Origin of the sequence: Microbacterium halotolerans, from assembly GCF_003569805.1 — a bacterium.
GTDB classification, from domain to species: Bacteria; Actinomycetota; Actinomycetes; order Actinomycetales; family Microbacteriaceae; genus Microbacterium; species Microbacterium halotolerans.
On record NZ_QVLP01000018.1, the window covers coordinates 21,757 to 35,885 of the forward strand.

Genomic DNA, 14,129 nt, shown 5'->3' on the forward strand with positions numbered 1-14,129 from the left:
ATCGCAGGGAACCTGCACACCACTGCTGCGCCGTTCCGGGGACTCTTCGGCCCATCAACGTCCTCGACGGCGTGCGACGCAATGTGAGCTTTCCTTGATCGCAAGACTGACTCTGAGTCAGAATCTTGCGATTAAAGCAAACTTTGTCTAGAGTCAGTGCTCGATGGGGTATACAGAACGCGACCGGCCCAGGCAGTCGGCAACGGAGCGAGGCATCGCCGCACGTGCGCGGACCGCCATGCGGGATTCGGGTCTTGCGCAGCGAGAAGTCGCCGCACGGATGGGCATCGATGCGACCAAGCTCTCCAAGTCCCTCGGCCAGACCCGCCGTTTCACGGCAGAGGAGCTGCTCCAGCTCGCACGTGTGACCGGCGTCACCGTCGATTGGCTCCTCACGGACGAAGGAGTCGAGACAGGCGTCGCGGCTCCGGACGAGAACCTGCTGCCCGGCACTCGCGACGAGTCCGACGAGCACGCGCTGCGCAGGAGAACCATCGTCGAACATGCCTGGCGGCTCTTCGCCGCACGAGGCTTCGCCGGGGTCCGGATCAGCGATATCGCCGAGGCCGCCGGGATCTCGAACGCCTCGGTGCACTACTACTTCTCCTCGAAGCAGGAGCTCTTCTCCGAAGCGCTGCCGTACTCGGTCAAACTCGCATACGACCGGCAGAGCGCCGAACTCACCGAGATCGCCGACCCCGTCGAGCGCCTGCGCACGCTGATCGGCCTGCAGCTGCCCGTCGATGAGCTGGTGCGTGCGGAGTGGTCGATCTGGATGCAGACCTGGGTCGCGATCGTGCTGACCGGTGACCAGCAGGCAGAGCACTCGGGCAGCTATCACCGCTGGTGGCGCACAGTTCGCGATGTCATCGCCGCGGGGCAGACCAGCGGCGCGATCGTCGATGAGCCGCTCGACGATCTCGCCGATGCGCTGACGGCATTCGTCGACGGTCTCGGCATCCGTGTGCTCACCGGACTGATCACCACAGACGACATGACCAAACAGGTCGACAAGTTCATCAACCGGGTTCTGCTCGCAGAAAGGAACGCTCAGTGAAGCGCAACGTCATTCTCACCTGTGCCGTCACCGGTGCCGGAGACACCGCAGGCAAGTCGGAGCACGTGCCCGTGACGCCAGAGGAGATCGCGACTTCTGCGATCGAGGCCGCCAGGGCCGGTGCGTCGGTCGTGCACATCCATGTGCGCGACCCGGAGACGACCCTGGGGTCGCGCGAGACCGCCTACTACGCCGAGGTGCAGCGCCTCATCCGGGAATCGGAAGTCGACCCGGTCGTCAACATGACAGCGGGTATGGGCGGCGACTACGTGATCGACCCGGCCGACCCGCTGCGCTCGGTCGCCGGCACCGACCTGGTGAACCAGGAGACACGGCTGCAGCATGTGGCAGAGCTGCGCCCCGAGATCTGCACCCTCGACTGCGGCACCCTGAACTTCGGTGAGGGCAGTCAGATGTACATCTCCACGCCCGACATGATGCGCGCGGGCGCGGCGCGCATCCGCGATCTGGGAGTCAAGCCGGAGCTGGAGTGCTTCGACACCGGCAACATCTGGTTCGCCAACGTGATGCACCAGGAGGGGCTGCTCGACGATCCGCCGCTCTACCAGATCTGCCAGGGCATCCCGTACGGAGCGCCGGCTGATGCGCGCCTGCTGCACGCGCAGGTCGCCCTGCTGCCCGAGCGCGCGCAGTTCACGGCATTCGCGATCGGACGCAATCAGCTCGAGTGGGTCGGTCAGTCGGTGCTCGCGGGCGGCCACGCACGAGTCGGCCTCGAAGACAACCTCTACCTGTCCAAGGGCGTCAAAGCGACCAATGCACAGCTCGTGACCCGAGCGCGCGACATCATCGAATCGCTCGGCGCGACGGTCGCGAGCCCTGACGAAGCCCGCGAGATCCTGGCGCTCGATGCGCACTGACCGCGGCGAGACGCCGCCCCGGAATCTGCCGGACACGCCTGAGAAGAGCAGCATGCAGCTTCGCGACATGACGACCATCGGCACCGTCGCATGCGTCGGCGCCGGCACGATCGGCGGCGGCTGGGCGGCGTACTTCCTCTCCCGCGGCCTGACCGTGCGGGTCTGGGACCCGAGTACCGACGCACAGGACCGGCTCCGACGCCTCATCGACAACGCATGGCCGGCGCTCACCGAGCTCGGTCTCGCCGCCGGCGCCGACCCCGACGCGTGGACGGTGCACGCCGATCTCACCGAGGCGCTGGACGGCGTCGGGTTCGTGCAGGAATCTGCGCCCGAGAACCTTGAGATGAAGCAGCAGCTTCTTGCCGACATCATGCAGGCGGCTCCCGCGGATGTCGTCGTCGGCTCCTCGACGTCCGGCTACGGAATGACCGAGATGGCCGCGAACGTGGCGGATGAAGAGCAGGCGGCGCGCCTCGTCGTCGGCCACCCGTTCAACCCGCCCTATCTGATCCCGCTGGTCGAAGTCGTCGGCGGCGAGCGCACGGCTGAGTCGGCGACCGAATGGGCGGCCGAGTGGTACGACGCGATCGGCAAATCGGTGATCCGGATGGACCGAGAGGTGCCGGGCTTCATCGCGAATCGACTGCAGGAGGCGCTGTGGCGCGAGGCGCTGCACATGGTCGAGAACGGCGAAGCGACCGTCGAGCAGATCGATCGTTCGATCACGGAAGGCCCAGGTCTTCGCTGGCCGCTTCAGGGCCCGATGCTCACCTTCCATCTCGCCGGCGGTGAAGGCGGTATGGCGCACATGCTCGACCACTTCGGGCCGTCGCTGCTCTCGCCGTGGACGCGTCTGGACGCCCCGGAGCTGACCCCTGAACTCCGCGACGCGGTGGTCGCCGGAAGCGAAGCAGAGGCCGGTGAGCGCAGCATCGACGAGCTGGTTCGCGCGCGGGACGCGTCGGTGATCGCGGTGCGCAAGGCGGTCGCCGCGGTCCGCGAAACCTTCCCCGGTGCAGCCGACGGGAGCGCGGCCGCATGAGCCTGACGACCTACGACACCGCGGTCAAGCGGGAGTGGATCGACTACAACGGGCACATGTCTGAGGCGTTCTACGTGCTCGTCTTCGGGTTCGCCACCGATGAAGCCATGGCTGCGATAGGCCTCGACGAGGATTACCGTGCGGCGACAGGATGTTCGCTGTACACGGTCGAGGCGCACGTCCGATACCTCGACGAGGTCGGCCTGGGAGCCGAACTTCGCGTGAGCACGGAGATCATCGGGGGCGCGGCGAAGAAGCTGCACATCGCGCACACCATGTCTTCCGGCGGCACCCTGGTAGCGACCGAGGAGATCCTCGCCCTGCACGTCGGGCAGCGGGAGGGACGCAGCGAACCGCTTCCCGACGACGTTCAGCAGCGGGTGCAGGCCGCGCTCTGCGACGCCCCTGCGTGGGCCGGCCGCCGCGTTCTCGCATGATCACCGATCGACCGTCCGCACCCAGCGAAAGGAACACCGTGCCAGCGCTCTCCGACATCCCCGCACACGTCAGGGACGCCTTCACGCCGCAGATGCGACGAGTCGTCGAGCATCAGCTCGAGCATGCAGCGCGGCGGAGCGCTCGACAGGGTGCGGGCTCGGCGGGTGAAGCGACAGGGGACGACGCGGGCAGCCGCGCGGCCGAAGCGGAAGGCGCACTCGCCGCGGCACGCGCCGAGTACCGTGAGGAGCGCGCGTTCTGGAACGTCGGCGGTCCGACGATGCACGAGACGAATGATCTGTCCATTCGCACATCCGGCAAGGACGTCCCGGTGCGGATGCACCGGCCGAGCGCGGACGAGACGCTGCCGGCGATCGTCTACTTCCACGGCGGCGGCTTCATCGTCGGCGATCTCGACACCCACGATCGCATCACCCGTGTGCTCGCCGCCGTCAGCGGCGCGGCCGTCGTCGCCGTCGACTACACGCTCGCACCGGAGGGGGCGTATCCGGTCTCGCTGCACGAGAGTGCTGGTGTGCTCGCCCATCTCGCCGCGCACGGCGGCCGGTACGGCATCGATGGCAGCCGACTCGCCGTGGCCGGCGACTCGGCGGGTGCCATGCTCGCACTCGGTGCGACACTGCTCCTGCGCGACGAGCCGGGGCGGCTCGGTGACGAGGCGGACGACGCGGAGCGGGCGTTCGCCTCGCTCAGCTCGATGCTGCTGTACTACGGCGGCTACGGGCTCGCAGACTCCGTCTCGGCACGCCTCTACGGCGGATTCTGGGACGGCATGGCGGCAGAGGATCTCCGCATCATCGACGATGTCTTCCTCACACGCCAGGAGGACCGCACCAGCAGATATACGAACCTCCTGTCCGCCGACCTCGAGGCTCCATTGCCGCCCGCGTACGTGATCGGTGCCGATCTCGATCCGCTGCGTGACGACTCGTTTGCGCTCGCCCAACGGCTGGAGACCGCAGGCCACGACGTGCAGCGGCGGGTGGTGCCCGGCGTGCTGCACTCGTTCCTGCATTTCGGCCGGATGCTGGACGAGGCGAACGAGGCCATCGCCGGCGGTGCGATGTTCGCACGCAGCCGATTCTTCTCCTAGGAGGCTGCTGAATCCACAGCGCCCGGCGCCGCAGCCGGGGAAGCACCAGACACAGCCCGGCACGGCAGCACGGGCCGAGGGAAGCCGTCGAGATCCTCGACGAAGAATGTGAAGGGAAATCGAATGGAAGGCGCATCGCGCTTGTCTCGAGAACGATGGGAGCCGTCGCGTCGCGCGGTTCTGGGCGGCGCGGTGGTGATCGGGCTCTCCGGTCTGCTCGCCGCGTGCAGCGGGGGAGCGCTCGTAGGACAGGCGCCAGCACTCACCGGTCCGCCGAAGCAGGGCGGGAGGCTGCGAGTCGGATTCGTGGGCGGAGGAGCCGCCGACACCGTCGACGGGGCCATCGCAACGAACCTCGGCGACATCGCGCGCGCCATCAACATGTACGACTCACTGCTGTACCGCGACGACGACTACGCGTTGCAGCCCATGCTCGCCGCATCGCTCCGGCCGAACTCCGACGCGACGGTGTGGACCGCTGAGCTCCGCAGGGACGTGAAGTTCTGCGACGGCCGTGGCATGACCGCGAAGGACGTGGTCGCGAGCGTGAAGCGGATCATCGACCCCGACGACCCGAAGAGCGGAGCCGCGGGTCTCGCTCATCTCGCGGACGTCGTCGCCCTCGACGATCACACGGTCGAGTTCCGGCTGAGTTCGCCCGACTCGGCGCTCGACGACGGCCTCGGCCAGTACAGCATGACGATCGTGCCGGAAGACTTCGACGTGGAGAATCCGGTCGGCACCGGTCCGTATATGCTCGAGAGCTTCGTTCCGGCGAGGTCGACCGTTCTGAAGGCGAATCCGCACTACTGGGGCGAGGAAGGACCGTATCTCGACACGATCGAGCTGCTGAACTTCAACGACACGGACGCATTGATCAATGCTCTGCTGTCGAGCCAGGTCGACGTGGTCGCGCAGATTCCTGCTGCACTGTCCGAGGTGATCGAGTCGGATGCGCGCATGCGCGTGCTCGATTCCGATACCGGCATGTGGCTCCCGTTCACCATGCGCACCGACGTCGAGCCCTTCGACGACGAGAGGGTGCGCCAGGCGTTCCGTCTCGTCGTCGACCGCGAGCAGATGATCGAGCAGGTGCTGTCAGGGCACGGGCGAGTCGGCAATGACATGTTCGCGCCGTACGATCCCGCGTATCCGGAGTTTCCGCAGCGCACTCAGGACATCGCGGAAGCGAAGCGACTGCTCGCCGAGGCCGGCTACCCCGACGGGATCGACATCGAGCTCGCGACCGCCCCGATCCAGGCCGGCGTCGTCGAAGCGGCGCAGGTGTACGCGGAACAGGCGGCCGAGGCCGGGATCAGAGTCACGATCAACCGGATGGATCTCACCACGTACTGGGGCGGTTATCTCGAGTACCCGTTCTCGCAGAGCTTCTGGTACACCCGCAATTTCCTCCCGCAGTCGAACTCGGGTTCCATGCCCGACGCACCGTTCAACGAGACGCACTGGGCTGATGAAGAGTTCGTCCAGCTCGTCGAGCAGGCGCGCGGCGAGACAGATGACGACGCGCGCGGCGCGCTGATCGAGGAGGCTCAGCGGATCATGTACGAACGCGGATCGCTCATCATCTGGGGCTTCTCGGATCAGCTCGATGCCCACCAGTCCTACGTCGGAGGCCTCGTCCCGAACGCGACCGGACTGCCGCTGTCGGGCTTTCAACTGCACCGCGTGTGGATCGGAGACCTGTCGTGATCCTCCGACTGATCGTTCGACGACTGGCCATCAGCGTCGTCATCCTGCTCGTCGTCTCGATGGTGATCTTCTTCGCCACGCTGCTGCTGCCGGGAGACCCGGCGCAGGCCATTCTCGGGCAGCAGGCGACGCCGGAACGGATCGCTGCGATCCACGAGCAGATGAATCTCGACGAGCCGGCGTGGAAGCGCTACCTGTTCTGGCTCGGCGGCCTGTTCACCGGGGACTTCGGCGTGTCCGCGGCGACATCACAGCCGGTCTCGGCGCTGATCGGCCAGCGGGTGGGAGCATCGTTGTTCCTCATGGTCGCTGCCGCGATCATCTCGATCCCCGTGGGCATCCTCGTCGGCATCTGGTCGGCGCTTCGCCGCGGGCGGCCGACGGACGCCGCCATCACCGGCATCTCGCTGGTGCTCGCAGCCCTGCCCGAGTTCGTGATCGGCATCGCTCTGGTCTCGCTGCTGTCGACGACGGTCTTCACCGTGCTGCCGGCGGTGACGATGCAGCCGCCCGGGATGCAGGTGTGGGACTTCCCCGAGCAGCTGATTCTGCCCGTGATGGTGCTCGTGCTCGTCGTCACGCCGTACATCGCACGCATGATGCGGGCCACGATGCTCGAGGTGCTCGATTCGGGGTACGTCGAGATGGCGCGTTTGAAAGGCGTGCCCGAGCGTCGGGTGATCCTGCGCCATGCGCTGCCGCATGCGATCGGACCGGTCGCTCAGGTGGTCGCCATTCAACTGGCGTGGATGGCAGGAGGCGTGGTCGTCGTCGAGTTCCTGTTCCGCTACCCCGGCGTCGGGCAGGCGCTCATCGAGGCGGTGAACTACCGCGACGTGATGGTTGTGGTGGCGATCACGATGATCGTCGCCGCGATCTACGTCGTGGTGAACCTGCTCGCCGACATCGTCGGCATCCTGGCGAATCCGAAACTGCGCACCGAAGGGGGTAAGTGATGTCGAACCCGCAGCAGGTGTCCGATCCGATCGGACCGAACACGTCAGGCCTCTCCTCTCAGGAGCTGATGCGCAGCAAGGAAGCGGGCACGGGGCGCCGCAACACGGTGCTCACTCGGTTCTGGAGCCAGCGGCAGGCGAAGGTGGGCGTCGTGCTCACCGCGGTGATCGTCGTCCTCGCCTTCGCCGGCCCGTTGCTGCTGCCGTGGGCGACCGGGCACTCCGCGACCGAGTTCGCAGGGCGGCCGTTCCAGTCGGACGGCCTGTTCGGCACCGACAATCTCGGGCGCGACGTGTGGTCGAGGTTCCTCGCGGGCGGCCTCAACCTGATCGTCTTCTCCGTCCTCGCCACGCTGCTCGGGCTGCTCCTCGGAGCCGTGCTCGGCATGATCGCCGCGTACACCGGCGGATGGCTCGACTCGCTCATCATGCGGGCCAACGATGTGCTGCTCGCCGTGCCTCAGCTCGTCTTCGCGCTGCTGGCGGTGACGGTGCTCGGGCCGCAGGGCTGGGTGCTGGTCACCGTGATCGGCGTGACGCACGCGCCGCGCATCGCCCGGGTGGCGCGTTCGGCAGCGCTGAACGTGATCAACGAGGACTACATCCGGGCCGCAGAGATGTATGCCGTGCCGCGCAGTCAGATCATCCTGCGCGAGATCATGCCGAACATCACCGGCCCGATGGCGGTCGAGGCCGGTCTGCGTGTGACCTACTCGATCGGGGCGATCTCGTCACTGTCGTTCCTGGGGCTCGGCATGCAGCCGCCTGCCGCCGACTGGGGGCTCATGATCAACGAGAACCGCATCGCCCTGTCGCTCGAACCGGCTGGTGTGCTCCTGCCGGTGCTGGCGATCGCGGTGCTCACAATCGGTACCAACCTCATCGCGGACTCGATCGCTCATGCGTCCGCGAGCACGAATGCGGGTGAGAAGTGATGATGGCGAAACAGAAACGGCGACCGGCACAGCGGCAGACGGTCAGCAGCCGCAGCGAAGGCACGGCCTGGCACATACGTGTGGCCGCCGACGAGCACATTCTCGAGGTAGATGACCTCACGATCGCGACGACAGCGGCGGAGACCGTCGTCGTCGACGGTGTGAACCTCGATCTGAAGGCGGCGGAGATCCTCGCTCTGGTCGGGGAATCGGGCTCGGGGAAGACGACGGTGGGGCTCGCGATCCTCGGGCACATCCGGCGCGGCCTCACGCACACCGGCGGGACGGTCGCCCTGCACGCGTCGCACAGCGAAGAACCCGCAGAGATGATGACGCTCGATGAATCGTCCAGGCGCCGACTGCGCGGTACGCGTGTGAGCTACATCCCGCAGGATCCCGCGCTTTCGCTCAACCCCGGCATCCGGGTCGGCAAGCAGATCCGGGAGGTGCTCGATATCCACGGATACGGCTCCTCCGAGGCGGAGCGCGTCGAACGGGTGCGATCGGTGCTGCGAGAGGTCGGCCTTCCCGATGACGATGCCTACCTGAAGCGGTGGCCGCATCAGCTCTCCGGCGGGCAGCAGCAGCGCATCGGCATCGCGATGGCGTTCGCGATGTATCCGGATGTGATCGTGCTCGACGAGCCGACGACGGGTCTCGACGTGACGACGCAGGAGCAGGTGCTCGAGACGATCCGGGAGATGACGGTGAACAACCGAGTCGCCGGCCTGTACATCACGCACGATCTCGCCGTCGTCTCGGAGATCGCCGATCGCGTCGCCGTGATGCTGCGCGGCGAGATCGTCGAAGTCGGAGCGACCGCAGAACTGCTGCGGCAGCCCCAGCACGACTACACGCGGCGACTGCTCTCCGCTGTTCCCGACCTGGCAGGCAGGAACCAGATCGGCAGGCTGACGACAACGGATGCGCGCACGTCCGAGTTCTTGACCGGCGAGCTCCCCGTGGTGACACCGACGGACGCAGCAGACGTGATCTCGCGCCCCGCGTCTCCGGCTGCAGCCGATGCGCCGGCGGTTGCGCTCACCGTGCGCGACCTGGGTCTCACCTACGGGGAGACCCAGGTGCTGCGGGGCATCGACCTCGAGGTGAACGCGGGGGAGTGCACCCTGCTCCTCGGTCAGTCGGGCTCGGGCAAGACGACTCTCGCCCGCTCGATCTCGGGAATCCTCAGCAGCTACACCGGCTCGGTGAAGTATCGAGGAGAGGAACTCGCGAAGTCCACGCGCGACCGTACCCCGGAGCAGCGCAAGCAGATCCAGTACATCTTCCAGTCGCCGTTCTCGTCGCTTAACCCGCGTCGCACCCTCGGGCAGTCGCTGACGGTTCCGCTCGAGATGTCGGGGGATCTGAGCGCGCACGGTCGGCGAGAGCGGGTCAGAGACGCCCTCGACGCGGTTCAGCTGGGCCGCCAGTTCTACGACAGGCGCCCGGGGGATCTCTCCGGAGGCGAACGTCAGCGCGCGGCCATCGCACGAGCGCTCGTGAACATGCCTTCGGTCCTCGTCTGCGATGAGATCACGTCAGCGCTCGACGTGTCGGTGCAGGCGAGCATCATCTCGCTGCTGCACACGCTGCAGGCCGAGCGCGGTCTGGCGATGCTGTTCGTGACGCACAACATCGCGCTGGCTCGGCACATCGCGTCTCGCGTCGCGGTTCTCAACCGCGGTGCGATCGTCGATGACGGTCCGGTCGATGACGTGCTCGACAACCCCCGGCACGCCTACACGAAGGAGCTCCTCGCGAACGTGCCGACGCTGTAGACGCGATGCCCCGTCGCACCGATGGTCGCCGTGACTCGGCCGGCCGTCGGAACGGGCGGACGCGTGCACGGGGTGCGATCACTGCAGGTCGGCGAACAGCCCCATCACCTCGGCTCCCATCTCGACCTGGGTCATGATGACGCGGAACGATCCGTCGGGGTCGATGTGGACGTCGGTGCCCAGGCCGCCGGACCAGCCGTACCGGCCTGCGTGCTCTCCGGCGGTCTGCACGGACACGCCCCATCCCCATCCGGCCCCGTCCCAGAAACCGGGGAAGAAGCTGTCGTCGGCTTTGGCGGCATCCGGTACCTGGTCCGTACGCAATTGGGCGAGCAGATCCGGATCGAGCAGAGCGCGGCCCTGGTGCCGCCCGTCGTCTGCCAGCAGGCGCGCGAAGGCCGCGTAGTCCGTGGCGGTGGAGACGAGCTCGGCGTGGCTGAGATCGAAGGCGGCCGGTGCGACGTAGAAGCCGGCGCCGGCGGGCTCAGCCTGCGTCAGCCCGCCTGAGCCGTCGTGGCGGTGCGCGGCGGGAAGCCGGTGCGCCTTCTCCTGCGGCACGACGAACCCCGTGTCGACCATGCCGAGCGGGTCGAACAGGGATTCGCGCAGGTGCTCCTCGAGCGGCGCACCGCTCACGCGCGAGAGCAGGATGCCGAGCAGGCCGAACGAGTGGTGATAGCGCCACGCGGTTCCCGGCTGGAACGCGAGCGGCAGCGACGCCAGCGCGTCCAGCCACTCCTGCGCGCCGAGCTCGACGGGGTCCTGGCTCGCCTGGGTGCGGTTCGCGATCATCTCGTCCTGCAGCGGGCACGGGGCGGTCATCATGCCGTACCCCGACATGTTCGTGAGCAGGTGGCGCAGCGTGATCGGCCGTTCGGTCGGCACCGTGTCGTCGAGCGGCGACGTCGGCGTGCGCAGCACGCGGCGCTCGGCGAGTTCGGGGAGCCAGAGCTCCACGGCATCATCGAGGCCCAGCCGCCCGTCCTGCACCAAGCGCAGCGCGGCCACGGCGGTCACGGGCTTGGTCATCGACTGGATCCGCACGATCGCGTCCTCGGTGAGGTCGCCCGCCGCGATCGTCTCGAGACCGCCATCCGGTGCTCCTGTGGCGACCACGATCCCCGCAGCGGTGCCCCGCGCGATATGGTCGTCCATCGCGGCGCGCGGTGCGCGCGGGTCATCCTGTTTCGGCGTGTCCACACGTCCACGCTAGTGAGGTTCGTAATGTGCGGATAGGGGGATACCCCGACGTGTGCCTGGGAAGTGCATCCGACCTGTGCACTGGAATTTCGTGGGGTGGTGCTGGAAGAGCACAATGAAGGGCATGGCACTTCCGCTGATCACTGAGATGCCCGAGCCGAAGTTCGTGATGAGCGGAGACGGCTTCCGCATCGCCACATACTCGTGGGGTGATCCGGATGGCCCTGTCGTGCTGTGCGTGCACGGGTTCGCGTCGAGCTGCCGCGACAACTGGGCGGCGACCGGATGGGTGCGCGACCTCACCCGCGCCGGGTTCCGCGTGCTCGGTATCGACCAGCGCGGTCACGGGGCGAGTGAGAAGCCGCACGAGCCGGACGAGTTCTCGATGGAGCACCTCGTCAGCGACCTCGAGAACGTGCTCGACACCTACCTCGTCGAGGAGTTCTCCTACCTCGGCTACTCCCTCGGAGCCCGTGTCGGCTGGCACGCGGCGGTCGCGCTGCCGCACGTTCTCGAGCGTGCCGTGCTCGGGGGCATTCCGGATGGCAAGCCGCTGGGCCGCATCGATCTCGCGCAGGCGCACGCGTACCTCGAGAACGAGACCGAGGTCACCGATCCGGACACGATCAACTACGTCCGCCTCGCCGAGCGCGTGCCTGGCAACGATCTGCGTTCGCTGATCGCGCTCGCCGAGGGCATGCGCTTCGATGACGACGATCCGGATCTCGGCGACCCGCCCCAGCAGCGGATCCTGTTCGCGACGGGGGCGAAGGACTCGATCGTGGAGCAGTCGCGCCTCCTCGCCGAGGCCTCGCCCCAGGGCTACTTCTACGAGATCCCCGGCAGACAGCACTTCAACGCCCCCGGCTCGCGCGATTTCCGCGCGGCCGGACTGGAGTTCCTGAACATCCGCTGACCCGCGGGCACCCCCCCTGTGATCGCGCGTATCCCGTGGATCCGGATGGGAGGGGCCGCGTCGGGGATCTTCTACGTGCCGTAGAAGAGTGGTGGTACGCTGATCTCGACGCAGGGCGCAAGTGCTCGAGGTCGGTGCTCCCGCCTTCTCGTGAAGGCCTTGAATGGAGCCCACCATGAACGGTAAGTCCTCCTCCGCGTCAACCGGCCCTTTGGCCGCTGACCCTTCTGCACAAGACCTCGGCGTGCTCGTCGGATTCGACGGCTCAGAGAACGCCGCTCTGGCGCTCGACTATGCGGCGGATGAAGCCCACCGACGCAATGTCGTCCTCACGGTCGTCACCGTGTACACGATTCCGGTGAGGTTCTATGCGAACCTCGCGTCGATGCCGGCACATCCCGACGCAGCGACGGCTCGTGAGGAGGCCCTCGAGATCCTGAACGCCGCTCGCGGACGTCTCGCCGACTACGCGGGTGAGATCGCCTACCGTGCCGAGGCCGGTCATCCCGTCGGCGTTCTCGCGGAGCTCACGGAATCGGCCCGCGTGCTGGTCGTCGGTATGCGCGGACGAGGCGGCTTCCTTGGTCATGTGCTGGGGTCCGTAGCCGTGGCCATCCCGGCTCACGCGTCCTGTCCCACGATTGTCGTGGGGGACCAGCCGGTTCCCGTCGGGCCGGTGACTGCTGCGGTGGACGGCTCCGATGCGAGTCAGGGTGTGCTGGCTGAAGCCGCCGATGTCGCCTCCTCGCGCGGTGCCGTTCTCGATGTCGTCATGGTGCTGCCGCCCTCGGACTACGTGTTCGTCTGGTATCCCGAGGCGGCAGTGGATTCGGACGTGATCGAGGCTCGGCGGATGGGACTCGAGGAGCGGTTGCGTGACCGCGTCGCTCCTCTTCGAAAGGACTTCCCGGATCTGACGATCGAGACGACCGTCGCGATGGGGCCTCCGCGACCGCTGCTCGCCGACCGCACCGCAGGATCGCAGCTTACCGTGATGGGAACGCACGGCCGAGGCGCCGTGATGAGCACGTTGCTCGGCTCGGTCTCGCGGTCGGTTCTGCACCATTCCCACGCGCCGATCATGGTCGTTCCCGCGTGATGCGTACGGTCGAGACGAAGGGATGACGCGCATGAATCCGAATGGTCCACTGCACGACCTCACCGAAGATCAGTCATGGGCGCTGTTGCGCGACGCTGACATCGGCCGCATCGTGACGCACGTGCGCGACGTGATCGACATCTTCCCGGTCAACTACGTTGTCGACGACCGCAGTCTTGTCTTCCGCACGGCGGAAGGGTCGAAACTGGTCGAGCTCACGATCGATGACGCGGTGCTGTTCGAATCGGACGGTCACAGCGATGACGCAGCGTGGAGCGTGGTCGTCAGAGGGCATGCCCGGCGCCTCGAGACGTCTGCCGAGATCGAAGCGGCCGACGCTTTGGAACTGCGCCCCTGGGTGCCGACGATGAAGCGCAACTATGTGCGCATCGAGCCCGACCGGATCACCGGGCGATGGTTCCGGAGGTCAGAGGAGCCCGACCACAATCTGCCGTAGCATCCGGCAGTTCGGCGCGCCCGCGGAGCACAAGTGCGGGGCGTGAGCCGCGCGAGGCGGGTTATGCGTCGATGGCGAGCTGCTTGCGCAGGCGCGCCACGTGGCCGGTGGCCTTGACGTTGTACTGCGCGTGGGTGACGGTGCCGTTCTCGTCGATCACGAAGGTCGAGCGGATGACGCCCTCGATCTTCTTGCCGTAGTTCATCTTCTCGCCCCACGTGGCGTACGCCTCGTGCACGCTGTGATCGGGGTCGCTCAGCAGCGGGAAGGGCAGCTCGTCGCGCTCGGCGAACTGCTTCAGCTTCGCCGGCTCGTCGCGCGAGACGCCGAGCACCGTGTAGCCGGCGCCGGTGAGCGAGGAGATCGAGTCGCGGAAATCGCACGCCTGTGTGGTGCAGCCCGGCGTCATCGCCGCGGGATAGAAGTACAGCACGACTCTCTTGCCGCGATAGTCGGCGAGCGAGACGGCGTTGCCGTCCTGGTCGTTCAGCGTGAACTCGGGTGCGGGGTTGCCGGGAATGAGTCGATCTGCCATACCCC

14 protein-coding genes are annotated in these 14,129 nt (G+C 67.2%); 12 read left to right on the forward strand and 2 right to left on the reverse strand.

Annotation, left to right across the window (positions count from 1 at the left end; genetic code table 11):
• Positions 1–163: 163 nt before the first annotated feature.
• The 9 genes from DZG09_RS15135 to DZG09_RS15175 all read left to right on the forward strand — a co-directional run bounded on the left by DZG09_RS15135 (position 164) and on the right by DZG09_RS15175 (position 9,917).
• The gene (locus DZG09_RS15135) at positions 164–1,057 is read left to right on the forward strand and encodes a TetR family transcriptional regulator C-terminal domain-containing protein (protein WP_119698598.1); all 894 of its coding nucleotides are present in this window, start codon (positions 164–166) and stop codon (positions 1,055–1,057) included.
• Positions 1,054–1,938, forward strand: coding sequence for a beta-keto acid cleavage family enzyme (locus DZG09_RS15140; RefSeq protein ID WP_119698599.1), 885 nt, complete (start codon positions 1,054–1,056; stop codon positions 1,936–1,938). The genes DZG09_RS15135 and DZG09_RS15140 overlap by 4 nt, the downstream gene beginning before the upstream one ends.
• Positions 1,939–1,990: 52 nt before the next feature.
• Positions 1,991–2,983 (forward strand): 3-hydroxyacyl-CoA dehydrogenase NAD-binding domain-containing protein, encoded by a 993-nt coding sequence (locus DZG09_RS15145; RefSeq protein ID WP_119698792.1) that lies wholly within the window; start codon positions 1,991–1,993, stop codon positions 2,981–2,983.
• Entirely contained in the window at positions 2,980–3,420 is a 441-nt protein-coding gene (locus DZG09_RS15150; RefSeq protein ID WP_119698600.1) for a thioesterase family protein, read from the forward strand. Before DZG09_RS15145 ends, DZG09_RS15150 begins: the two co-directional genes overlap by 4 nt.
• Before the next feature lie 38 nt (positions 3,421–3,458).
• Complete coding sequence (locus DZG09_RS15155) at positions 3,459–4,535, forward strand: alpha/beta hydrolase fold domain-containing protein (RefSeq protein ID WP_240424090.1); 1,077 nt, start codon at positions 3,459–3,461, stop codon at positions 4,533–4,535.
• A gap of 141 nt (positions 4,536–4,676) precedes the next feature.
• Positions 4,677–6,245 (forward strand): ABC transporter substrate-binding protein, encoded by a 1,569-nt coding sequence (locus tag DZG09_RS15160; protein ID WP_240424091.1) that lies wholly within the window; start codon positions 4,677–4,679, stop codon positions 6,243–6,245.
• Positions 6,245–7,201: an ABC transporter permease gene (locus DZG09_RS15165; RefSeq protein WP_119698793.1), complete on the forward strand. Its 957-nt coding sequence runs from the start codon at positions 6,245–6,247 to the stop codon at positions 7,199–7,201. The genes DZG09_RS15160 and DZG09_RS15165 overlap by 1 nt, the downstream gene beginning before the upstream one ends.
• 68 nt (positions 7,202–7,269) lie before the next feature.
• A complete protein-coding gene (locus DZG09_RS15170; RefSeq protein WP_119698794.1) occupies positions 7,270–8,136 on the forward strand; it encodes an ABC transporter permease in 867 nt (288 codons plus the stop codon).
• A gap of 2 nt (positions 8,137–8,138) precedes the next feature.
• Positions 8,139–9,917 carry an ABC transporter ATP-binding protein gene (locus tag DZG09_RS15175; RefSeq protein ID WP_119698603.1) on the forward strand — a complete coding sequence of 593 codons (1,779 nt, stop codon included), beginning with the start codon at positions 8,139–8,141 and terminating at the stop codon, positions 9,915–9,917.
• Positions 9,918–9,995: 78 nt separating this feature from the next.
• Here the strand turns inward: DZG09_RS15175 and DZG09_RS15180 are convergent, their stop codons facing one another.
• On the reverse strand, positions 9,996–11,117 hold the full coding sequence (locus tag DZG09_RS15180; RefSeq protein ID WP_240424092.1) for a serine hydrolase domain-containing protein: 1,122 nt from the start codon (positions 11,115–11,117) through the stop codon (positions 9,996–9,998).
• A gap of 124 nt (positions 11,118–11,241) precedes the next feature.
• Between DZG09_RS15180 and DZG09_RS15185 the strand changes: the two genes are divergently transcribed.
• The 3 genes from DZG09_RS15185 (at position 11,242) to DZG09_RS15195 (ending at position 13,589) form a co-directional block, all read left to right on the forward strand.
• The gene (locus DZG09_RS15185) at positions 11,242–12,033 is read left to right on the forward strand and encodes an alpha/beta fold hydrolase (RefSeq protein ID WP_119698604.1); all 792 of its coding nucleotides are present in this window, start codon (positions 11,242–11,244) and stop codon (positions 12,031–12,033) included.
• A gap of 175 nt (positions 12,034–12,208) precedes the next feature.
• Positions 12,209–13,132 (forward strand): universal stress protein, encoded by a 924-nt coding sequence (locus tag DZG09_RS15190; RefSeq protein ID WP_119698605.1) that lies wholly within the window; start codon positions 12,209–12,211, stop codon positions 13,130–13,132.
• Between the two features lie 31 nt (positions 13,133–13,163).
• Complete coding sequence (locus tag DZG09_RS15195) at positions 13,164–13,589, forward strand: pyridoxamine 5'-phosphate oxidase family protein (RefSeq protein ID WP_119698796.1); 426 nt, start codon at positions 13,164–13,166, stop codon at positions 13,587–13,589.
• A gap of 61 nt (positions 13,590–13,650) precedes the next feature.
• On the opposite strand, the gene bcp is transcribed toward DZG09_RS15195, so the two are convergent.
• Entirely contained in the window at positions 13,651–14,124 is a 474-nt protein-coding gene (gene bcp / locus DZG09_RS15200; RefSeq protein ID WP_119698606.1) for a thioredoxin-dependent thiol peroxidase, read from the reverse strand.
• Between the last annotated feature and the right edge of the window lie 5 nt (positions 14,125–14,129).

Coding starts and splice junctions, on each gene's coding strand:
- DZG09_RS15190 (WP_119698605.1), top strand. CDS start 12,209: ATGAACGGTAAGTCCTCCTCCGCGTCAACCGGCCCTTTGGCCGCTGAC.
- DZG09_RS15145 (WP_119698792.1), top strand. CDS start 1,991: ATGCAGCTTCGCGACATGACGACCATCGGCACCGTCGCATGCGTCGGC.
- DZG09_RS15150 (WP_119698600.1), top strand. CDS start 2,980: ATGAGCCTGACGACCTACGACACCGCGGTCAAGCGGGAGTGGATCGAC.
- DZG09_RS15170 (WP_119698794.1), top strand. CDS start 7,270: ATGCGCAGCAAGGAAGCGGGCACGGGGCGCCGCAACACGGTGCTCACT.
- DZG09_RS15185 (WP_119698604.1), top strand. CDS start 11,242: ATGGCACTTCCGCTGATCACTGAGATGCCCGAGCCGAAGTTCGTGATG.
- DZG09_RS15135 (WP_119698598.1), top strand. CDS start 164: ATGGGGTATACAGAACGCGACCGGCCCAGGCAGTCGGCAACGGAGCGA.
- DZG09_RS15175 (WP_119698603.1), top strand. CDS start 8,139: ATGGCGAAACAGAAACGGCGACCGGCACAGCGGCAGACGGTCAGCAGC.
- bcp (WP_119698606.1), bottom strand. CDS start 14,124: ATGGCAGATCGACTCATTCCCGGCAACCCCGCACCCGAGTTCACGCTG.
- DZG09_RS15195 (WP_119698796.1), top strand. CDS start 13,164: ATGAATCCGAATGGTCCACTGCACGACCTCACCGAAGATCAGTCATGG.